The sequence below is a fragment of the Variovorax sp. J22P240 genome, from assembly GCF_030316855.1.
Taxonomy (GTDB): Bacteria; Pseudomonadota; Gammaproteobacteria; order Burkholderiales; family Burkholderiaceae_C; genus Variovorax.
Genome location: NZ_JASZYR010000002.1, coordinates 480,375 through 500,564, shown reverse-complemented (window position 1 = coordinate 500,564; position 20,190 = coordinate 480,375). Strand labels below are relative to the sequence as shown.

The 20,190-nt window shown below is 65.4% G+C and carries 17 protein-coding genes, 1 tRNA gene and 1 pseudogene; 7 read left to right on the top strand and 12 right to left on the bottom strand.

Annotated elements, in window-relative coordinates; all coding sequences use genetic code 11:
* From QTI24_RS09290 to QTI24_RS09250, 9 genes and pseudogenes are all read right to left on the bottom strand, one after another.
* A complete protein-coding gene (locus QTI24_RS09290) occupies positions 1-360 on the bottom strand; it encodes an NADH-quinone oxidoreductase subunit A (protein WP_028248911.1) in 360 nt (119 codons plus the stop codon).
* A 59-nt stretch (positions 361-419) separates the two neighbouring features.
* A tRNA-Leu gene (locus QTI24_RS09285) sits at positions 420-504 on the bottom strand.
* 120 nt (positions 505-624) lie between these two features.
* Positions 625-1,065: a preprotein translocase subunit SecG gene (secG, locus tag QTI24_RS09280; protein ID WP_286599910.1), complete on the bottom strand. Its 441-nt coding sequence runs from the start codon at positions 1,063-1,065 to the stop codon at positions 625-627.
* Between the two features lie 38 nt (positions 1,066-1,103).
* The gene (tpiA, locus tag QTI24_RS09275) at positions 1,104-1,853 is read right to left on the bottom strand and encodes a triose-phosphate isomerase (protein WP_286599909.1); all 750 of its coding nucleotides are present in this window, start codon (positions 1,851-1,853) and stop codon (positions 1,104-1,106) included.
* 11 nt (positions 1,854-1,864) lie between these two features.
* Positions 1,865-2,863 (bottom strand): NAD(P)H-quinone oxidoreductase, encoded by a 999-nt coding sequence (locus tag QTI24_RS09270; protein WP_286599908.1) that lies wholly within the window; start codon positions 2,861-2,863, stop codon positions 1,865-1,867.
* An 84-nt stretch (positions 2,864-2,947) separates the two neighbouring features.
* Positions 2,948-5,257 (bottom strand): polyribonucleotide nucleotidyltransferase, encoded by a 2,310-nt coding sequence (gene pnp / locus QTI24_RS09265; RefSeq protein ID WP_286599907.1) that lies wholly within the window; start codon positions 5,255-5,257, stop codon positions 2,948-2,950.
* Positions 5,258-5,463: 206 nt separating this feature from the next.
* Complete coding sequence (rpsO, locus tag QTI24_RS09260) at positions 5,464-5,730, bottom strand: 30S ribosomal protein S15 (RefSeq protein WP_007837783.1); 267 nt, start codon at positions 5,728-5,730, stop codon at positions 5,464-5,466.
* Positions 5,731-5,917: 187 nt separating this feature from the next.
* Positions 5,918-7,090 (bottom strand): annotated as a pseudogene (locus tag QTI24_RS09255) (pyridoxal phosphate-dependent aminotransferase); the annotation flags it as partial.
* 13 nt (positions 7,091-7,103) lie between these two features.
* Positions 7,104-8,384, bottom strand: coding sequence for a branched-chain amino acid ABC transporter substrate-binding protein (locus tag QTI24_RS09250; RefSeq protein WP_286599906.1), 1,281 nt, complete (start codon positions 8,382-8,384; stop codon positions 7,104-7,106).
* A gap of 125 nt (positions 8,385-8,509) precedes the next feature.
* On the opposite strand from QTI24_RS09250, the gene QTI24_RS09245 reads away from it, so the two are divergent.
* Positions 8,510-8,881, top strand: coding sequence for an Hsp20/alpha crystallin family protein (locus QTI24_RS09245; RefSeq protein WP_286599905.1), 372 nt, complete (start codon positions 8,510-8,512; stop codon positions 8,879-8,881).
* 199 nt (positions 8,882-9,080) lie between these two features.
* Positions 9,081-9,818 (top strand): alpha/beta hydrolase, encoded by a 738-nt coding sequence (locus QTI24_RS09240; RefSeq protein WP_286599904.1) that lies wholly within the window; start codon positions 9,081-9,083, stop codon positions 9,816-9,818.
* Here QTI24_RS09240 and tsaD read toward each other — a convergent pair.
* The gene (gene tsaD, locus QTI24_RS09235; RefSeq protein WP_286599902.1) at positions 9,766-10,815 is read right to left on the bottom strand and encodes a tRNA (adenosine(37)-N6)-threonylcarbamoyltransferase complex transferase subunit TsaD; all 1,050 of its coding nucleotides are present in this window, start codon (positions 10,813-10,815) and stop codon (positions 9,766-9,768) included. The genes QTI24_RS09240 and tsaD overlap by 53 nt on opposite strands.
* A 93-nt stretch (positions 10,816-10,908) precedes the next feature.
* Here tsaD and QTI24_RS09230 point away from each other — a divergent pair, with 93 nt between their 5' ends.
* From QTI24_RS09230 to QTI24_RS09215, 4 genes are all read left to right on the top strand, one after another.
* On the top strand, positions 10,909-12,165 hold the full coding sequence (locus QTI24_RS09230) for a nitrate regulatory protein (protein WP_286599901.1): 1,257 nt from the start codon (positions 10,909-10,911) through the stop codon (positions 12,163-12,165).
* A 332-nt stretch (positions 12,166-12,497) separates the two neighbouring features.
* Positions 12,498-13,742, top strand: a complete 1,245-nt coding sequence (locus QTI24_RS09225) for a CmpA/NrtA family ABC transporter substrate-binding protein (protein WP_286599900.1) — start codon at positions 12,498-12,500, stop codon at positions 13,740-13,742.
* A gap of 10 nt (positions 13,743-13,752) precedes the next feature.
* A complete protein-coding gene (ntrB, locus tag QTI24_RS09220) occupies positions 13,753-14,664 on the top strand; it encodes a nitrate ABC transporter permease (protein ID WP_286599898.1) in 912 nt (303 codons plus the stop codon).
* On the top strand, positions 14,661-15,470 hold the full coding sequence (locus QTI24_RS09215) for an ABC transporter ATP-binding protein (protein WP_286599896.1): 810 nt from the start codon (positions 14,661-14,663) through the stop codon (positions 15,468-15,470). The genes ntrB and QTI24_RS09215 overlap by 4 nt, the downstream gene beginning before the upstream one ends.
* A gap of 33 nt (positions 15,471-15,503) precedes the next feature.
* Here the strand turns inward: QTI24_RS09215 and QTI24_RS09210 are convergent, their stop codons facing one another.
* The gene (locus QTI24_RS09210; protein WP_286599894.1) at positions 15,504-16,778 is read right to left on the bottom strand and encodes an ANTAR domain-containing protein; all 1,275 of its coding nucleotides are present in this window, start codon (positions 16,776-16,778) and stop codon (positions 15,504-15,506) included.
* 254 nt (positions 16,779-17,032) lie between these two features.
* On the opposite strand from QTI24_RS09210, the gene QTI24_RS09205 reads away from it, so the two are divergent.
* Complete coding sequence (locus QTI24_RS09205; protein ID WP_286599892.1) at positions 17,033-18,292, top strand: MFS transporter; 1,260 nt, start codon at positions 17,033-17,035, stop codon at positions 18,290-18,292.
* A 140-nt stretch (positions 18,293-18,432) separates the two neighbouring features.
* On the opposite strand, the gene QTI24_RS09200 is transcribed toward QTI24_RS09205, so the two are convergent.
* Positions 18,433-20,145, bottom strand: coding sequence for a bifunctional protein-serine/threonine kinase/phosphatase (locus QTI24_RS09200; protein ID WP_286599891.1), 1,713 nt, complete (start codon positions 20,143-20,145; stop codon positions 18,433-18,435).
* Positions 20,146-20,190 lie beyond the last annotated feature (45 nt).

Sequence of the window (20,190 nt, the reverse complement as noted above, 5' to 3'; positions counted from 1 at the left end):
TCATTCCCAGTCGAGGGCGCCTTTTTTCCACTCGTAGACGAAGCCCACGACGAGGATGGCGAGAAAAATCATCATTGCCCAGAACCCGACGGGGCCGATTTCCTTGAGCGCGATGGCCCACGGAAAGAGAAAAGCAATTTCGAGGTCGAACAGGATGAAGAGAATCGCGACGAGGTAGTACCGGACGTCGAACTTCATGCGCGCGTCTTCGAAGGCCTCGAAGCCGCATTCGTAAGGGGAATTTTTTTGCGCGTCGGGGCGGTTAGGACCGAGGATGTAACCCAGAACCTGGGGTGCGACGCCGACTCCGACACCGACCAGGATGAACAACAGGACGGGGAGGTAGGAATCGAGGTTCATCAGGGGGTTCTATCACCGCTTGCCACCGGCAGGAAGCATAGATTCCTGCCGGTGAGATTTGGTGCGGTCGGCGAGACTCGAACTCGCACAGCTTTCGCCACTACCCCCTCAAGATAGCGTGTCTACCAATTTCACCACGACCGCGGTTTTTTCTGTCCGGATGGCATGAGGAACCTCGAGAGGTTTTGGCTTTCCGGAACAGCTTTAGAGTTTACCCTGAAAAACAGCCGTTTTCACTGGACGACTGAAGAGAAGATAGCAGGATTACTTGGCCGGGATCTGCCCGGCGCCCGAAGCAGGCGCGGCCGGGGCCGAAGCCGGCGCATTCGACGCAGGGGCGGCAGGCGCGGGACCCGACGGAATCTCCGCAGCCGAACCCGAACCCGAAGTCGCAGGTGCCGGCGTCGGTGCCGGTGCAGGCGCGCCGACTGCGGCGCGTTCGAGCAAGCTGCCACCGCCCGCAGGCCGCGAATGGCCGAAGTAGGCCAGCAGCAGCGTGCAAGCGAAGAAGACGGCAGCGAGAACCGCCGTCGTACGCGAAAGAAAATTCGCACTGCCGCTGGCGCCGAACAGGCTGCCGGCGCTACCGCTGCCGAAGGCCGCGCCCATGTCGGCACCCTTGCCGTGCTGGATCAGGATCAGGCCGATCATCGCGAGTGCGGTGAGCATCTGCACGCCCACGAGAATATTGAGGACCACGTTCATTCGTTCTAACTCCTAAATTGGTTGGCAGCCGCGCTGTATCAGCTGGCCGCGGCGATGATCTGCAGGAAGTCGGGGGCCTTGAGGGACGCGCCGCCGATCAACCCGCCGTCTATATCGGCTTGCGCGAGCAGTTCTGCTGCATTCGCAGCGTTCATGCTGCCGCCGTAAAGAATCCGGATGCCGGCGGCATGGTCGCTCGCGGCGTGGTGCAGTTGCGCGCGCAGCACCGCATGCACGGCCTGCGCCTGCTCAGGCGTTGCCGTCTTGCCGGTGCCGATGGCCCATACGGGTTCGTAGGCCACGACAATCTCGCTGATGCAATGGCCATTGACGTGAATCACCGCTGCGAGCTGGCGCTTGACGATCTCTTCCGTCTGCCCTGCTTCGCGCTGAGCCAGCGTTTCGCCAACGCAGACGATCGGCGTGATGCCATTGGCCAGCGCAGCAGCCGTCTTCGCGGCCACGACCTCGTCGGTCTCGCCGTGATACTGACGCCGCTCCGAATGCCCCACGATCGCGTAGTGCACGCCGAATTCCTTCAGCATTGCCGCCGACTGCTCGCCAGTGAAAGCGCCTTGCGCCCGCGCCGACACATCCTGCGCACCCAATTCGATCGGAGATCCCGCGACCAGCGTTTGCACCTGCGCAAGATAAGGCGCGGGCACACACACCGCGATTGCGCAAGCCGGGGTGCCAACGCCTGCCACCAGGGCCTTCACCAGCGCCTCGTTGGCGGCGAGGCTGCCGTTCATCTTCCAGTTACCCGCGATCAGCTTTTTCTTCGTCATGTCTGTCTTGTTCACCAGGTCAGCACGATCTTGCCGATGTGCTGATTCGATTCCATGAGGACGTGCGCCTGCGCGGCGCCGCTCGGATCACCCTCTGCAGCGAAGCTGCTGTGAATGACCGGCTTGACCGCGCCGCTCTCGAGGAGCGGCCACACCTTCTCGCGCAATGCCTTGGCGATCGCCCCCTTGAAGGCGACCGGCCGCGGACGCAGCGTCGAGCCGGTGATGGTGAGCCGCCTGCGCAGCACCAGTCCTGCATTGATTTCACTCTTGACGCCCCCCTGCACCGCGATGATCACCAGCCGGCCGTCCTCGGCCAGGCATTCGATCTCACGCGCCACATAGGCGCCGGCCACCATGTCGAGCACCACGTCGACACCCTTTCCGCCGGTGAGGCGTTTGGCCTCCTCGACGAAATCGGCAGTCTTGTAGTTGATTGCGTGGTCGGCACCGAGCTTCAGGCACGCTTCGCACTTTTCGTCGCTGCCCGCCGTCACGATCACGGTGGCGCCGAGCGCCTTGCCGAGTTGGATGGCCGTGACGCCGATACCGCTCGAACCGCCCTGGATCAGCAAGGTTTCGCCCTTCTGCAGGCGGCCGCGCTCGAACACGTTGCTCCAGACGGTGAAGAAGGTCTCGGGCAGCGTGGCCGCCTCGACGTCGCTCCACGTCTTGGGCACCGGCAGGCATTGCGCGACGGGGGCGACGCACAACTCGGCATAGCCGCCGCCCGCGACCAGCGCGCAGACGTGGTCGCCGATCTTGAAACCGGCATCGGCCAACGCCTTCCCGTCGCCCGACACGATCTCGCCCGCTACTTCAAGGCCGGGCAAGTCCGACGCTCCCGGCGGCACCGGGTAGTGGCCCATCCGCTGAAGCACGTCAGGGCGATTCACGCCGCTTGCGGCCACGCGAATCAGCAGTTCTCCCTCGCCCGCGACGGGTGTGGGACGCTCCACCATGCGCAGCACCTCGGGGGGGCCGAACGATGTGATCTCTATGGCTTTCATGGTCTTCTCTAGGCTGCAATGCCCGCAGTCAGGCGGGCATTGCTCGATCCACAAGTGCGGCGACGTCTCCGCCACCGCTCCTCTTCAGGCCTGATGGTCGCCGCGGTTCGCCTCTTGCAGCGGCAATTGCTCGACCACTTGCTCGCCCTGCTCGCCGCCACGTTCGTTGTTCTCGAAGCGCGGTGCACGTTCGGTGCGCGGCGGACGATCGCCACGGTCACCACGGTCCGAGCGCTCACGGCGATCGCCACGATCGCCACGGTCTTCGCGCGGAGGACGCTCGTTGAACTCCATGCCGGCCGGACGCTCGGCCAGGGCCTTCATGGACAGCTTGACGCGACCCTTTTCGTCGGTCTCGAGCACCTTGACCTTCACGATCTGGCCTTCGCTCAGGTAGTCGGTCACCTTCTCGACGCGCTCGTGCGCAATCTGGCTGATGTGCAGCAGGCCGTCCTTGCCGGGCAGCAGGTTGATGAGCGCGCCGAAATCGAGAATCTTGGTGACCGGGCCTTCGTAGACCTTGCCGATTTCCACTTCCGCGGTGATCTGCTCGATGCGCTTCTTGGCCGCTTCAGCCTTTTCCGGGTCGGTCGAGGCGATGGTGATGGTGCCGTCTTCGTCGATGTTGATCTGCGTGCCAGTCTCTTCGGTCAGCGCGCGGATCACGGAGCCGCCCTTGCCGATCACGTCGCGGATCTTCTCGGGGTTGATCTTCATCGTGAACAGGCGCGGCGCGAAGCTCGAGACTTCGGCCTTGGCCTCGCCCATGGCTTCCTGCATCTTGCCGAGGATGTGCATGCGGGCTTCCTTGGCCTGCGCCAGAGCGACCTGCATGATTTCCTTGGTGATGCCCTGGATCTTGATGTCCATCTGCAACGCCGTAATGCCGTTGGTCGTGCCGGCCACCTTGAAGTCCATGTCACCGAGGTGATCTTCGTCGCCCAGGATGTCGGTCAGCACCGCGAAGCGGTTGTCTTCCTTGATCAGGCCCATGGCGATACCGGCCACGTGGGCCTTCATCGGCACGCCGGCGTCCATCATCGAGAGGCAGCCGCCGCAGACCGAAGCCATCGACGAGGAGCCGTTCGACTCGGTGATTTCCGACACGACGCGAATCGTGTACGGGAATTCTTCCTTGCTCGGCAGGCAAGCGACGAGCGCGCGCTTGGCGAGGCGGCCGTGACCGACTTCGCGGCGCTTGGTGGAGCCCATGCGGCCGACTTCGCCGGTGGCGAAGGGAGGCATGTTGTAGTGGAACAGGAAACGGTCTTCGTATTCGCCGGCCAGCGCGTCGATGCGCTGCGCATCGCGTTCGGTGCCGAGGGTGGTCACGACCAGCGCCTGGGTTTCACCGCGCGTGAACAGGGCCGAACCGTGGGTGCGCGGCAGCACGCCGTTGCGGATTTCGATCGGGCGCACGGTGCGCGTGTCGCGGCCGTCGATGCGGGGCTCGCCCGACAGGATCTGGCTGCGAACGATCTTCGATTCGATCGAAAAAAGCAGGTCGTTGACCTTGCCTGCGTCGAAGGGCTCGCCGCTTTCCTTCAGCGCGTTCATCACGCTGGCGTTGGCTTCGCGCAGGGCCTGCGTGCGCGCTTGCTTGCTGCGGATCTGGTAGACGGCGCGCAGCTTTTCCTCTGCCAGGCCCTTGACCTTGGCGACGAAGGCTTCGTCTTCGGCCGGCGGCTGCCAGTCCCACACCGGCTTGCCGGCGTCGCGGACGAGTTCATGGATCGCGTTGATCGCGATGGCGGCTTGCTCATGGCCGAACACCACGCCGCCGAGCATGATTTCTTCGCTCAGTTGCAGGGCTTCGGACTCGACCATCAGCACGGCGGCTTCGGTGCCGGCCACGACCAGATCCATCTGCGAATCCTTGCGCGCGGTCTGACCCGGGTTCAGCACGTACTGGCCGTTGATGTAGCCCACGCGGGCGGCGCCGATCGGGCCACTGAACGGAATGCCGGAGATCGACAGCGCGGCGCTCGTGCCGATCATCGCGGCGATGTCGGCATCGACTTCGGGGTTGAGCGACAGGGTGTGGATGACCACGTGCACTTCGTTCAGGAAGCCTTCGGGGAACAGCGGGCGGATCGGGCGGTCGATCAGGCGGCTGGTCAGGGTTTCGTGTTCGCTGGGCTTGGCTTCGCGCTTGAAGAAGCTGCCGGGGATCTTGCCTGCGGCGTAGGTCTTCTCGATGTAGTCAACGGTCAGGGGGAAGAAGTCCTGGCCGGGCTTGGCGGATTTGGAAGCGACTACGGTCGCCAGGACCACGGTGCCCTCGATGTCCACCTTGACGGCGCCGCTGGCCTGGCGCGCGATTTCGCCGGTTTCCAGGACGACAGTCTTGTCGCCCCACTGAAAGGACTTGGTGACTTTGTTGAAGAGGCTCATGTTCAGCTCCTGTTTTTTGATAGCGGCTCGACCCGTGATAGTCACAGGCCCCGCGGGGCCGGAGCGCTTTCCAGAACACGATGCCATTCCAGAGAAGCTCGCCGGGAACCTCGTTGGAATGACACAGCTTCGCTCTGTTGGCGGCTCCGAAGTAAAAAACGCCTGAGCTAGCGGACTAACCCAGGCGTTCTTGCATGCGATTCGGCTTACTTGCGCAGACCCAGCTTGGCGATCAGCGCGGTGTAGCGGTCGGCGTCCTTGGACTTGAGGTAGTCCAGCAGCTTGCGGCGGCGGCTCACCATGCGCAGCAGGCCGCGACGACCGTGGTGGTCCTTGGCGTGCGTCTTGAAGTGCGGGGTGAGTTCGTTGATGCGGGCGGTCAGTAGTGCGACTTGCACTTCGGGACTGCCGGTATCGTTGGCGGCGCGGGCGTTGTCCTTGACAACTTCGGCCTTGATAGAGGCTGCGATCATTTGATTTTCCTAGTTCCGGGATGTTTGACTTGCGGTGTGTGCTGGAACTGCGCACACCGTGCGCCTTGCGGCATGCAAAGCTTTGGGATTATAGCTCGCCCCCAGGCTGCGCGCACTTCGTGTCGCTTCGCCTACCCCCTGCCGGGGGCAACACCCTGCGGACCGGCGGAGCCGGATCCGCGGTGTTTCACGCGTTTGGCTGCGCGGCCAGCCAGCGCTTCAGGCGGTTGACGCCCTCCACCAGGCGTTGCTTGTCCTTGGATGCGAAGCACCAGCGGAGCCAGCCTTGCGCCTCGGGCGCGAAGGCGTTGCCGGGGGCCAAACCCAGGCCGGCTTCGGCCACCAGGCGCTTGGCGACTTCCAGGGAATCGTCAAATCCGTCGAGCTTGAAGAAGGCGTACATGCCGCCGCGCGCGGGAGCCACCTCGACGCCGGGAATGTCCGACAGCAAGGGGACCAGGGTGTCGCGGCAGGATTTCAGGTGCGCGACGATCTTGGGGGTGATTTCCTCGGTGTGGCCCAGTGCGGCGACGCCGGCGCGCTGGGTGAAGACGCTGGCGCACGAGGTGTTGAACTCGATCAGCTTGCCCATACCGTCCATCAGCGCGGGGGGCACAACCAGCCAGCCGAGTCGCCAACCCGTCATCAGGAAGCTTTTGGAGAAACTGTGGGCGACCACCAAGCGGTCGTCGGGCGACGCGACGTCGAGGAAGCTGGGCGCGCAGCGGTTGGGCGTCGGTTCGTAATACAGGCGCTCGTAGACCTCGTCGGCGAGGATCCAGGTGCCGGTGGCGCGGCAATGGTCGAGGATCGCCTGCTGCTCGGCCCGCGTCAGCGTCCAGCCGGTCGGATTGTTCGGCGCGTTGACGATGAGCAGCTTGGTCGATGGCGTCACTGCGGCGCGCAGCGCTGCGAGGTCGAGGGTCCACTGCCCTCCCGTGGGCACCAGGGGCACGCAGCGCACCCTTGCGCCGAGGATTGCCGGTTGCGCGGTGAGGTTGGGCCATACCGGGGTGATGGCGACGACCTCGTCACCCGCATCGACGAGCGCCTGCACGGCCAGCATCAGCGCGCTGACGCCGCCGGAGGTGATCGCAATGCGCGACGACTCGATCTTCGGGTGCAGGCCGCTCATGTATCCAGCGACGGCCTCGCGCAGTTCGGGCAGACCCAGGTTGTGCGCATAGAAGGTTTCGCCACGCTGCAGCGACTCGATGGCCGCCTGGCGGATGACCTCGGGCGTGACTTCGTCGCTCTCGCCGAACCAGAAGGCCAGCACGTCGCTGCGGCCCAGGCCGGCGTTGGCGACTTCACGGATCTTGGAGGCTTCGAGGTTGTGGATGGCTTCGCGCATCGGATTTTTCCTTGGGGATTCAGGGGCGCTGCATCTGGCAGCTGGTGGGCATTTCGGCGCGGCTGGCCGGGATCGTCTTCACGACACGGAAGCCGTAGCCGGAGCCTTCGACGTCGAACTTCACGCCGGGCGCGCCCTGCTTGTCCATGACGCCGACGACGAGGCTCTGCTGGAACTGATGGTCAGCAGCGCGCATGTGGCCGCTCTGACCCGACAGCGTGACATTGGCCTTCTCGAGCGAGCGCGCCACGGCCACGGTATCAACGCTCCCCGCGCGCTCGATCGCCTGCGCCAGCGCCTCGATCATCAGTTGCATGCGCATGTGGACGTAGTCGTCGGCGGCTTTCGGAAAGCGCTCGCGGAAAGACCGGTAGAAGGCCTCGGACTGCGGCGTCTGCACGTTCGGCAGCCAGTCGGCCACCGCGATCACGCGCCCGATGCCGGCGTCGCCGATGGCCGCCGGCGCACCGAGGGCGTTGCCGTAGAAGGTGTAGAAGGTGCCGTTGAAACCGGCTTCGCGCGCCGCCTTCACGAGCAAGGTGAGATCGTTGCCCCAGTTGCCGGTGATGACCGCCTGCGCGCCACTCGCAAGGATCTTGCTCGCATAGGGAGCGAAGTCCTTGACCCGCCCCATCGGGTGCAACTCGTCGCCCACGATCTTCACGTCCGGGCGCAGCACGCCGAGCTGCCGTCTGGACTCACGCAACACCGCCTGTCCGAAGCTGTAGTCCTGGCCGAACAGGTAGACGCGTTGGAGCGCCTTGTCGTCCTTCAGGACATCCATCAGCGCGGTGACGCGCATGTCGGCGTGCGCATCGAAGCGGAAGTGCCAGAAGCTGCAGCGCTCGTTGGTGAGCGCCGGATCGACCGCCGAGTAGTTGAGGAAGAGCACCCGCCGGGCCGGATCGCGCTCGTTGTTCTTCTCGATCGCATCGATCAGCGCGGCCGCCGTGGCCGACGAGTTGCCCTGCAGCACGATGCGCGCGCCGTCGTCCATCGCGGCGCGCAAGGCGGACAGCGCCTCCTCGTTCTGCCCCTTGCTGTCGTAGCGGTCCAGCTGCAGAAAGCGAGCGCCGCCCGGCAGCTTGACCCCACCGCGCGCATTGACGCGCTCCACCGCCCACAGCAGATTGCGGAACACCGCCTCGCCGGTGTTGGCGAAGGGGCCGCTCATGCTCTCGATGAGCGCGATACGGATGGGAGGCGCGGGCTGCGCATGCGCCAGGCCCAACACCGATGCGCATAGTGCCGAGGCGCCGAATTTCAAGGCGGCGCGACGGCAAATAAAGCTTGCATTCATTGCTTGAAAGTCCCTGGGGCCGCTCCTAGTTGAGGGGCATGCGGCACTTGTCTTGTTGAAACCGCCGCGCAGTGTACGGGACACACATTTCTTGTCCCCATTCTCATCGCTCAGGAGTTCTCACCATGTTTTTCGCACCCGCCGTTCGCACCGCCCGCTTCGTTCCGCGTTCGTACGACCGGAGCCTGGAGCGCTTCGTCAACGAGGCATTCTCCGGAGCGCAACGCTCGCTCAATGTCGAACAGGACGACAAGACCTGGACCTTGACGCTGGACGTGCCCGGCCTGTCGCGTGATGACCTCACGATCGGCATCGAAGGCGCCGTGGTTCGCATCGAGAGCAAGGCGGAGGCCAAGCGCCAGCTCAAGGCCGCGTACGAACTGCCACAGGACATCGACGTGGCCGCGAGCCAAGCCAAGCTCGAAAACGGCGTGCTGACGCTCAAGCTGGGCAAGCTGGTTCCGGTCAGCAATGTCGCTCAGCTCGCCATCAACTGACAACCTGTCGCTTCGAACTCAAAAAAGGCAATACACGGGCCGGTAACTTTCAGTTGCCGGCCCGATGCGTTTTTGACTCACAATCGGTGCGTATTTCGTCACGTTCTGTGACGATTTTTTCAATGCCTTCCTCTTAATTTGCGCTGGAAGCGAACGGGACTGCGGTGGCAGCAGACGCGAGGCGCCCCGACGAAGCACCATGAAAACGCACTTGAAGCTTGCAGACGACGACGCCCGTTCGGACACCCTGTTGGTGTTCCTCCCGGGGGCCTTCCTCAAGCCTGAAGAATTCGAGCGCGAAGGTTTCGTCCATGCCGTGAGGGAGCGCGAGCTGGCCGCGGACGCCCTGCTCGTCGATGCCGATGTGTCGTACTTCTACGACCAGACCTTCATCGAGCGGCTGCACGACGACGTCATCCAGCCGCAGCGCTCCCTGGGCTACAAGTCGATCTGGCTGGTCGGCATTTCCATCGGCGGCTTCGGCGCGCTGATCCACGAACTGGCAAAGCCAGGCGCCGTCGACGGCATCGTGGCGCTGGCGCCCTATCTCGGGCGCCGCCCCATCGCCGCGGAAATCCACAAGGCCGGTGGCCTGCGTGCCTGGAAGGCGCCCGAAGGACCGCCGCCCGACGAGGAAGTCGATCGCAAGCTCTGGCCCTGGCTCCAGCAATATTCGTCGCCGAAGCGTGCGGAGAACCTGCCGCCGCTGTATTTGGGATTCGGGCTCAGCGACCGTTTCGCGGCCAACCATCAACTGCTGGCGGATGCGCTGCCGGACGGCCGCGTGTTCACCACGGAAGGCGGGCACGATTGGCCCCAATGGTCGCAACTCTGGCGCAAGGTGCTCGATGTGCTCCCGCTTCCATCGCGCACCATGAAGGGCTCTAGGCGAGCGGTGACGCCTCGGTCAACGACGCCAGCGGCCATCGCGGCTTGACGTCGAAGGCGTAGCGCTCGGTCGGCGACTGCATGCCGGCCTGAAGACGCATCGCGGCAGCCATGGCGATCATGGCGCCGTTGTCGGTGCACAGGTGCAGCTCCGGATAGTGCACGCGAACCCCGCGTTTCGCGCATGCCGCGTTCAGTTGCTCGCGCAACGCCCGATTGGCGCCTACGCCGCCGGCGACCACCAGCCGATTCAGGCCTGTCTGTTCGATGGCGCCCAGCGATTTCTTCAGCAGCACTTCCACGATCGCAGCCTGGGTCGATGCGGCGAGATCAGCCTTGCGCGCCTCCAGCTCGCTGCCCAGTTTCTTGGCCTGGGTGAGCACTGCCGTCTTGAGGCCGGCAAACGAGAAGTCGAGGTCGCCGCTGTGCAGCAGGGGGCGCGGCAATTTGAACGCCGCCGCGTCGCCGCCTTCCGCCAGCTTGGCAAGCCAGGGACCGCCCGGATAAGGCAGGCCCATCAGCTTGGCGCTCTTGTCGAAGGCTTCGCCGGCGGCGTCATCGATGGTTTCGCCCAGTAGCTCGTAGCGCCCGACGCCGTCGACGCGCATCAGTTGCGTATGTCCGCCTGACACCAGCAAGGCCACGAAGGGAAATTCCGGCGCGTCCGCGCTCAGGAAGGGCGACAGCAGATGGCCCTCCAGGTGGTGCACGCCGAGCACGGGCTTGCCGAGCGCCGCTCCCAGCGCGCAAGCCACACCGGCGCCGACCAGCAAGGCACCCGCCAGGCCCGGCCCGCGCGTGTACGCCACGACGTCCACATCCGCGAGCTTCCGCCCGGCTTCGGCGAACACGGCCTGCGCCAACGGAAGAACACGGCGGATGTGATCGCGGCTCGCCAGCTCGGGGACGACGCCGCCATAGGCCTGGTGCATGGCGATCTGGCTGTGCAGCGCGTGCGCGGCCAGGCGTGGCAAACCACTCTCCCCGGCCTCGACGAGGGCAACCCCGGTTTCGTCGCAAGACGATTCGATTCCCAGTACAAACATCCAGCAAGTGTAGGTTGCGCCCGCTTTCGGGGCACGGATGTTGCTGGATAGGCTCAGCCCCAGAGGTATATGGATAGTGACTCGAATACGACGATGAAATCTGGCTTGAGCTTTTTGGTTGCCGCTCTTCGATGCGAGATCGAAGGGTTGGAGCAGCTCGACCGAACCAGTCAACTGGTCGGAACGATCAGCCGGCTGGTGCATGCCTTGCAGCGCGAGCGGGGAATTTCGAACGTGCTCCTGGCGTCGCGAGGCCAGCGCTTCGGCGCGCAGCGTGACGAGCAGATCGCCGAGTGCCTACGAATGGAAGAAGCGGCGCGCCTCGGTTTCGAGCAGTTGGAGATGGAAACTGCCCGCATCGGCAACGGTGCGCGGCTGTTCAGCCGCATTGCCTGGGTGCTGCCGGGGCTGGATGCGCTGCCGGAATTGCGTCGTCGCATCGGTGCGCTGGAGGTGGACTCGGCCGAATCGACCGCTGCCTTCGTCAAGCTGATCGCGGGCTTGCTCGCCGTCGTGTTCGAGGCGGCTGACGGCGCGACGGATCCGGAGGTCTCGCGCGCACTCGTGGCGCTCTTCAATTTCATGCAAGGCAAGGAGTTCGCGGGGCAGGAACGCGCCTGCGGTGCCGCCGCCTTTGCCTCGGGCCGCAACGACAGCAACCGGCAACAACAGTGGCTGCACCTCATCGATTCGCAGGAGCGGTGCTTTCAGGTCTTCACCGAGTTTTCGGCGCAGGACCTCGTCGATATCTGGCGTGCGAGCCTGCCCACCACGCAGATGGCCGAACTGGAGCGGCTTCGCCGCATCGCCTGCGCGGCACCGGCGGGCGTGGTGCTCGATACCGACTTGAGCCAGACATGGTTCGATTGCTGCACGCGGCGAATCGATGCCATGCGATCCATCGAGGAACGCCTTGCCGACGACCTCCACCGGATCTGCCAGCAGAAGACTACGCAAGCCCGCGCGGAGTTGCAGACTCACCAGGCACTGCTGGCAAAGGTCAGCGGCCAGCCCGATGCGACGGCTGCCGCGTACTTCGACGGGCCGGCAACGCTGGACCCCGCACCGTACGGCCGACAGCTTGAACGATCGATTCTCGACATGGTCCAGGAGCAATCGCACCGGCTTCAGGCGATGAGCGACGAACTCGACACCGTGCGCGCGGCGCTCAACGAGCGCAAGCTGGTCGAGCGCGCCAAGGGTCTCCTGATGGCGCACCGCCGGATCAGCGAACAGGAGGCGCACAAGATGCTGCGCCAGACCGCCATGAACCAGAACCGAAGGCTGATCGATGTCGCCGAATCGGTGCTGGCCATGGCCGAGTACCTGCCCAAGGATGCGTCGTCTTGAGCGCGCCGCCAAGCCGGAATGGTGCGCTGCACAACAATCGCGCTTCGTTCGGCTTCGAAAGAAAATCTCTTCCCAGCCCAATGCAGGCATCGATTTGAAGCTATGTTTTTCATAGCAATCGGCCGCTCGAAATCGCTGGCACGTAGCTTGCAGTCAACCTGCCCATAGACCAACGAAGGTCTGCAGGCAGGCGGCATCCAACGGCGGGTGCAGCCCACCCAACCGGACAAAGGCGTCCCCACCCGCAAGGGCTCGTTTTCGAGCAGCCCTGCGCGGTGAGGACGCCTTTTTTGTTTTCTGCTTTGTCCTATTTCCACTTCGGAGTTCGCCCCATGACCGATTCGCTGCCATCCAAACTGAGTCGCCGACGTGTGCTGCAGGCCGCAGCGGCCGGCGTTGTCGGGCTCGACCCCGCCCTGCGCGCGGCCGTCTGGGCCCAGGGCTCGGACAAGCCGGAGAAGGAGGAAGTCAAGATCGGCTTCATTCCGCTCACCGACTGCGCCAGCGTCGTGATGGCCTCCGTGCTGGGCATCGACAAGAAGTACGGCGTGAAGATCGTGCCGAGCAAGGAAGCAAGCTGGGCCGGCGTGCGCGACAAGCTCGTCAACGGCGAGCTCGACTTCGCCCATGTGCTCTACGGCCTGGTGTACGGCGTGCACCTCGGCATCGGCGGCCCGAAAAAGGACATGGCCGTGCTGATGACGCTCAACAACAACGGCCAGGCGATCACGTTGTCGAAGAAGCTCGCCGACAAGGGCGCGGTGGATGGCGCCTCGCTGGCCAAGGTGATGGCCGGCAACAAGGCCGAATACACCTTCGCGCAGACCTTTCCCACCGGCACCCACGCGATGTGGCTCTACTACTGGATGGCCGCCAACGGGATCGATCCGCTGAAGGACGCCAAGGTCATCACCGTGCCGCCGCCGCAGATGGTCGCGAACATGCGCGTCGGCAACATGGACGGCTACTGCGTGGGCGAACCCTGGGGCCAGCGCGCGATCATGGATGGCATCGGCATCACCGCCATCACGACGCAGGACATCTGGAAGGACCATCCGGAAAAGGTGCTCGGCACCACCGGTGACTTCGTCAAGAAGTACCCCAACACCGCGCGCGCCGTGACCGCCGCCATCCTCGAAGCCGGCAAATGGATCGACGCCGGCCTGCAGAACAAGAACAAGATGGCCGAGACCATAGCGGACAAGAGCTACGTCAACACCAGCGTGGATGCAATCAACCAGCGCATCCTCGGCCGCTACACCAACGGCCTCGGCAAGAACTGGGACGACCCCAACTACATGAAGTTCTACAACGACGGCGCGGTCACTTTCCCGTACCTGTCGGACGGCATGTGGTTTCTCACGCAGCACAAGCGCTGGGGCCTGCTGAAGGAGCATCCGGACTACCTGCAAGTGGCGACACAGATCAACCAGATCGACATCTACAAGCAGGCCGCCGCGGCCACGAAGACTTCCGTTCCGAAGGAAGCGATGCGCACCAGCAAGCTGTTCGACGGCGTCGTCTGGGACGGCAAGAACCCGAAGCAGTACGCCGATTCGTTCAAGGTCCACGTCTGAGGAGCGCACCATGGTCAGTGCCGTCTTTCACTCCCCGCTCGACGCGACTCCGGTCATGCCGGCCGCTGCGAAGACCGTTGCCGCCGCCAGGCCCGTGGCTCCGGCCAGGCAGGTCGAATCCGAGCCGCGCCCGCCTCGTGATTTCAGCGCGCTGTGGCTGCGCGTGCTACCGCCCGTACTGGGCTTTGCGCTCCTGATCCTGATCTGGGAACTGGTCGCGATGAAGAGCACCACCGGCTTCCCCTCACCGCTCACGACATGGAAGCAGGCGCTGATCGTGTTCAGCGATCCGTTCTACAGCAAGGGGCCGAACGACCAGGGCGTGGGCTGGAACGTCCTCTCGTCGCTGCAGCGCGTGGGGCTCGGCTTCGGGCTCGCGGCCGCCGTAGGCATTCCGGCGGGCTTCGCGATCGGGCGCTTCGAGTTCCTCTCGCGCATGTTCAATCCGCTGATCAGCCTGTTGCGTCCGGTATCGCCGCTGGCCTGGCTGCCGATCGGGCTGCTGGTGTTCAAGGGCGCGAATCCTGCAGCCATCTGGACCATCTTCATCTGCTCGATCTGGCCGATGATCATCAACACCGCCGTCGGCGTGCAGCGCGTGCCGAGCGACTACATGAACGTTGCCAAGGTGCTGAACCTCAGCGAATGGAAGATCTTCACCAAGATCCTCTTTCCTGCCGTGCTGCCCTACATGCTGACCGGCGTGCGCCTCGCGGTCGGCACTGCCTGGCTCGTGATCGTCGCGGCCGAGATGCTGACCGGCGGCGTGGGCATCGGCTTCTGGGTGTGGGACGAGTGGAACAACCTCAACGTCGCCAACATCATCATCGCGATCTTCGTCATCGGCATCGTCGGACTCGTGCTCGAGTTCGCGCTGATCAGGATTGCCACGGCATTCACGTTCGAAGAGGTCAAGTCATGAACGACGACAGCAAGTACATCCAGATCCAGGGCGTGGAGCAGCGCTTCAAGACGGCCAAGGGCAGTTTCCTCGCGCTGCGTGACGTGAACCTCAACGTGGCAAAGGGCGAGTTCATCACCCTGATCGGGCACTCGGGCTGCGGCAAGTCGACCCTCCTGAACCTGATCGCAGGCCTCACCACGCCGACGCAAGGCGCGCTGCTCTGCGCCAACCGCGAGATCAAGGGCCCCGGCCCGGAACGCGCGGTCGTGTTCCAGAACCATTCGCTGCTGCCCTGGCTCACCTGCCACGAGAACGTGTACCTCGCGGTCGAGCGCGTGTTCGCACCGACCGAAGGCAAGGCGCAACTCAAGGCACGCACCGACGCGGCGCTGGCATTGGTCGGCCTCACGGCCGCCGCGCAGAAGCGCCCCGGCGAGATCTCGGGCGGCATGAAGCAGCGCGTAGGCATCGCACGCGCACTGTCGATGGAACCGAAGGTGTTGCTGATGGATGAGCCCTTCGGCGCCCTCGATGCGCTCACCCGCGCCAAGCTGCAGGACGAACTGCTCGCCATCGTGCAGAAGACGCACAGCACCGTCGTCATGGTGACGCACGATGTGGACGAGGCAGTGCTGCTCTCGGACCGCATCGTGATGCTGACCAACGGCCCGGCCGCCACGATCGGCGAGGTGCTGGCGGTCGACATTCCGCGCCCGCGCAATCGCGTCGAGCTCGCCGAGGATCCGGTCTACGTGCACGCGCGCAAGGCGGTGATCGACTTTCTCTACACGCGCCAGGCGCACGTGGAGAAAGTCGCCGCCTGAGGCGACCCGCGCCGACGAAGCGCGCGACCGGAGTCAGGACATGATGACCTGCAGGCTGTGTTCGTACGACGCAGTGAGATGGTCGAAGGTGTCGACCAGCGCATCGCTGGAACGCACCAGCGCGGAGCGGCCTTCGGCGCTATCGGCCTCCCGCACGCCGTGCACGAGTTGCAGCCATTCGTCCCGTGCGCCTGCCAACGCGGTGCGAATCTCCGGTGAGCTCAGGGGTGCGCGTTCGAGTTCCAGCAATGCGGACTCGAACTCGTCCATGGTCGGCGCCAGGCGTGCGCGCGAGGCATCGGCCGACAAGGTCGACGCCAGCAGCGCGTCCTTCGCCAGCCGCTGCGCACGCATGCGTTGGCGCCCGCAGATGTTGACGATGCGGAGCGCCCGTCGCGCGCCCGATGCCTCCAGTGCACCTGTCAGGGCTTCGGCGGCCGACAGCAACGTGTCGGCGCGCGCATCGATATCGATCAGCGCCTTCGGTCCTAGCCTCGTCGCGAGCGCTGTCTCCAGGCTCTGCCACGCCAGGCGTACATCGGCCAGGGCCTGCGCGCCGGATTCATCGAGTTCGAAGGCTGCCAGATGATTCAGGTTGTCCTGCACCCGTTCGGTCGATTGCGTGCGCAGGACGCGCGCACGCCGCGCGTCGATGCCGGCCAGCGCCTGCGCAGCGACCCGGACCAAGCGCTGCGACAGCATGCGCAACTGTCCGGCGCGATTGATCGCATCGGCCCACCGGGACGCCTCCACCACGGAGCGCGAGACCTCCCCCAGTCGCAGATTGGCGTGCATCGCAGCGCCGCGCAGCAGGCCGAAGGCCTCGTCCTCACCAATGCCGCGCGCCGACATCAGCAATCCCTTGGCGCGACCGACCCATTTGCGCTCGTCCAGACGGGTGCGAAGGGATTCCAGTTCGGTGCGCAGGGCGGCCTCCCGCTGCCAGCGCGCCCGCGCGCGGCCCAGCAGTGCATCGAGGGATCGCGCGTCGAGTCCCTCGATCGGCGCCCATGCATGCACACCGAGCGCGGCGACCTTCTCATGCGCCTCGCGATTCAGTGGCGCAGACACCAGGCTCAACGCACAGGGCGGTACGCCCGACCAGGCTTGCAGCGCATCGACAAGATCCGGTGTCACCGCCGGCACGCAGATCAGGATTTCACGAGGCGCGAGCGAGAGCGCCCGCGGCGCCATCGTGCGGTAGCTTGCACGCGCGACCTCCGCGGCATGGGCGCCAACGAAGGCGCGCTGCAGGACTTCGGGAAGATCGGTGGCTTCGTGGTGCAGGACGACAAGAAGAGGATTCACGACAGGCTTCGGGCTGGAGCCGAAAGCATAGGTCACGCACGGTCACATTCGCTGGCATATCTCTTGCGTGACATTGCGCGTGGTGTAACGAAGCACCGCATTGGTGAAGCGGCAGGCTCCTGCACGCAGCCCGGGAACGCACAGGCCGGGCACCTCCGTCACGCCGCCAGCATCCGCTGCCGGCACTGCATCCCCAACACGACCGACGACACGGCCCGACAACGGCCGCGCCGCGGCATTTCGCACTGAAAGCCATGTCCAGCTTCAAGTCTTTCCTGAACTCAGGCCACGGCCCGACGTTGTTCGCGTCCTTCCTGTACTTCGCGTTCTCGTGCTGCATCTGGGTCCTCAACGGCGCCATGGCGCCATTCATCGGCGAAACCTTCGACCTCTCGCCGGCGCAAAAGGGCCTGATGCTGTCGGTGCCGATCATTGCCGGCGCGCTGATGCGTTTTCCCCTGGGCATCCTGTCGCAGTACATCGGCCGCAAGAAGGCGACGCTGGTCGAGATGGGCCTGATCGCCGTCGCGATGCTGTTCGGCTTCTTCATGGTGCACAGCTTCAACGACCTGCTCGCCATGGGCGTGCTGCTGGGCATCGCCGGCGCCAGCTTCGGCGTAGCGCTCTCACTCGGTTCGGGCTGGTTTCCGCCGCAGCACAAGGGGCTCGCGATGGGCCTGGTGGGCGCGGGCAACGTCGGGACGGCGGTGTCGGTGCTGGTGGCGCCGCCGCTCGCGCAATGGCTGGGCTGGCAGAGCGTGTACGGCGTCGCGGCCGTGGCGATCCTGCTGCCGATGATCGTGATGGTCGTGTTCGCGAAAGAGCCGCCCGACATCGACAGCCACGCCAGCTTCCGCGAGCACATCGCCTGCCTGTTCGAGAAGGACGGATGGGTGTTCAGCCTGATCTACGGCGTGACATTCGGCGGCTTCATCGGCCTGACGACCTTCCTGCCTTCCTACTACTACGACCAGTTCGGCGTGAGCAAGGTGCAGGCCGGTCAGCTCACCATGCTCGCCGCCTTCATGGGCGCCGCCGTGCGCGTGATCGGAGGCTGGATCTCCGACCGCTGGGGGGGCGTCAACACGCTGACGCTGGTGCTTCTGGTGGTGGCGGTCGGGCTGTCGCTGGTGGGGTTCGCATCGTCGTCCCTCACCCTCACGACGCTGCTGCTGATCACCTGCTTCGCCGCACTGGGTGCGGGAAACGGCGCGCTGTTCCAACTCGTGCCGCTGCGCTGGCCGACGAGCACGGCGGTCGCGGGCTCCATGATCGGCGAGATCGGCGCTCTCGGCGGCGGCCTCGTGCCCAACGCGATGGGCCTCTCCAAGCAATACCTCGGCAGCTATCTCTGGGGATTCGTCTTCTTCGCCGCCCTCTCCCTCGTGATGCTCGGCGTCATGCGCGTGATGCAGATCCGCTGGACCCGCACCTGGGCCGAAAAAGGCGGCCGCGCCCGCGCGGCCTCACAGCCAGCGACCCCCGCCAAGTTCACCAAAGCCCGCAACGCATGAACCCGCACAACCCCATTCCAGGAATACCGCGGACCCGGCTTAGCCGGTCCGCCGGTATTGCCCCCTGCAAGGGGGTGGAGAGCGACATGAAATGCGCGAGCCTGGGGGTGTGCGCAAAGACTACGAGCCTGGGGCTGTGCTCAGCTCTTTGGCAAGAACAGCAGCCAGAACACCAGCAGCATGTTGAGCAGCAAGGACACGCCGAGCGCGATCTTGTACAGCGCCGCCGGGTCACGGCGAACCAGGGGCGTGGCGCTCGGGGCGCTGACGGGTCGCGAAGCGCCACGCTCCAGCGCCAGCAGCAACTCCTCCGCCGTCTCGAAGCGCTGCCGCGGATCGCGCGCGACGGCCTTGCGCACCAGGTGGTCCAGCCATATCGGCACATCGGGCCGGATGCGCGAGAGCGAGGCCGGATCGCGCCGGTAGCGCGACGCCTGGTAGGGCTCGATCTCGCCATAGGGCAAGCGCCCAGAGAGCCACTGGTAGAGCGTGACCCCCAATGCGAAAAGATCGCTCGCCGCATCGGCAACGCCGCCTTCCCATTGCTCAGGATTGATGTAGCTCGGCGTGCCGGCGTGCAGCTCGCGTTGCGCCGCACCCTCGCGCCCGGACAACGCCACGCCCAAGTCGAGGATGCGCCAGCGTCCATCGTCTCCGAGGTGCAGGTTGCCAGGCTTGATGTCCCGATGCACCACACCGTGGCGGTGCAGCCGTCCCAGTGCGCGGCTCACTTCGATGGCCGCGGCCACGACTTCGGCGACCGCCCCGCGCCCGCCGGACTTCTGCATCTGCTCGAGCGTCCGGCCGCCATGCCAATCGAACACGGTGTAGAGCGCGCTCGCATCGGCCGCTCGCTCATGGACGCGCACGAAGCCGCTGTCGGGTCGTGCGCTGACGCGCAGGCCCAGCCAGGCTTCGTGCGCGAGCATCGCGCGCTCCTGAGGGTCGCCGGCCCGGGACGGGTGCAAGGTCTTGAGCGCGACCAGCGCTCGCGTCACGGGATGGCGCGCCTGGTAGAGCAGGTGCACGCCGCTGTTCGCCACCAGCGCGGTGACGAGGTAACCGTCCAGCACGTCGCCGACCTTCAACAGGGGCGGCGGCGCCAGGCGGCGGACATCGCCCATCTCGTCGTCCAGTTGTCGGGCATCGAGACCGATGACACGGATCACCAGCGCGGTCGCGTTGTCGCGGGTTCCTGCGCCCAGCGCCGCATTCACCAGCGCGTCGCTGGCCTCGCCCGCCGTGCCTTGCAGCGCGATCGCGGCGAGTTGCTGCGCCTTGAGCACACCGTGCACGCCGTCGGAGCTGAGCACGAAGCAGTCGCCGACGCGCACGTCACCTTGCACGTAGTCGACCCGCACCTGGTCGTCGAGGCCGATGGCGCGTGTCAGGCGGCTGCGAAAGTCGGGCTGCTCGAAGGCATGGTCGTGGGTCAGCGGCACGGCGGGCTCGCCATCCTGCCGCACGCGCCAGGCACGGGTGTCTCCGACGTGCGCGAGCGTGTAGCTCTGCCCGTGCAACACCAGCGCGGTCAGCGTGGTGAGCGCAGTGCCCTCGCCTTGGCGTCGACGGTTGTGATCGGCCAGCCAGGCGTTCTGCGCGCCGATCAGGCGGTCCAGCGCCGCGGTGGGCTCCCAGGTGTCGGGCGTGGCGAAGTAGTCGCCCAGCAGCCCCATCACCGTGGTCTGCGCGGCTTCCAGGCCGCGCCCACCGGTCGATACACCGTCGGCAATGGCGGCGATCAGCCCGCGCGCCTCTTCGCCGCGCGGCGCGTGCACGGCACCGGCGAAGTCCTCGTTGACGTCGCGCGGCCCGCGCTGGCTGCTGTAGCCGATGTCCACTTCAAAGCTCATGGCGCGATTCTCCACGCGCGTCCCGGGCAGCCCGCTTGATTGAAT

What these genes read in the sequence shown, in the direction of transcription:
- tpiA (WP_286599909.1), bottom strand. Translation starts at nt 1,853, where the DNA reads ATGACGAAGAAAAAGCTGATCGCGGGTAACTGGAAGATGAACGGCAGC.
- secG (WP_286599910.1), bottom strand. Translation starts at nt 1,065, where the DNA reads ATGAACGTGGTCCTCAATATTCTCGTGGGCGTGCAGATGCTCACCGCA.
- QTI24_RS09205 (WP_286599892.1), top strand. Translation starts at nt 17,033, where the DNA reads ATGTCCAGCTTCAAGTCTTTCCTGAACTCAGGCCACGGCCCGACGTTG.
- QTI24_RS09225 (WP_286599900.1), top strand. Translation starts at nt 12,498, where the DNA reads ATGACCGATTCGCTGCCATCCAAACTGAGTCGCCGACGTGTGCTGCAG.
- QTI24_RS09250 (WP_286599906.1), bottom strand. Translation starts at nt 8,384, where the DNA reads ATGAATGCAAGCTTTATTTGCCGTCGCGCCGCCTTGAAATTCGGCGCC.
- QTI24_RS09200 (WP_286599891.1), bottom strand. Translation starts at nt 20,145, where the DNA reads ATGAGCTTTGAAGTGGACATCGGCTACAGCAGCCAGCGCGGGCCGCGC.
- QTI24_RS09270 (WP_286599908.1), bottom strand. Translation starts at nt 2,863, where the DNA reads ATGAAAGCCATAGAGATCACATCGTTCGGCCCCCCCGAGGTGCTGCGC.
- tsaD (WP_286599902.1), bottom strand. Translation starts at nt 10,815, where the DNA reads ATGTTTGTACTGGGAATCGAATCGTCTTGCGACGAAACCGGGGTTGCC.
- QTI24_RS09245 (WP_286599905.1), top strand. Translation starts at nt 8,510, where the DNA reads ATGTTTTTCGCACCCGCCGTTCGCACCGCCCGCTTCGTTCCGCGTTCG.
- QTI24_RS09290 (WP_028248911.1), bottom strand. Translation starts at nt 360, where the DNA reads ATGAACCTCGATTCCTACCTCCCCGTCCTGTTGTTCATCCTGGTCGGT.
- QTI24_RS09215 (WP_286599896.1), top strand. Translation starts at nt 14,661, where the DNA reads ATGAACGACGACAGCAAGTACATCCAGATCCAGGGCGTGGAGCAGCGC.
- ntrB (WP_286599898.1), top strand. Translation starts at nt 13,753, where the DNA reads ATGGTCAGTGCCGTCTTTCACTCCCCGCTCGACGCGACTCCGGTCATG.
- pnp (WP_286599907.1), bottom strand. Translation starts at nt 5,257, where the DNA reads ATGAGCCTCTTCAACAAAGTCACCAAGTCCTTTCAGTGGGGCGACAAG.
- rpsO (WP_007837783.1), bottom strand. Translation starts at nt 5,730, where the DNA reads ATGATCGCAGCCTCTATCAAGGCCGAAGTTGTCAAGGACAACGCCCGC.
- QTI24_RS09230 (WP_286599901.1), top strand. Translation starts at nt 10,909, where the DNA reads ATGAAATCTGGCTTGAGCTTTTTGGTTGCCGCTCTTCGATGCGAGATC.
- QTI24_RS09240 (WP_286599904.1), top strand. Translation starts at nt 9,081, where the DNA reads ATGAAAACGCACTTGAAGCTTGCAGACGACGACGCCCGTTCGGACACC.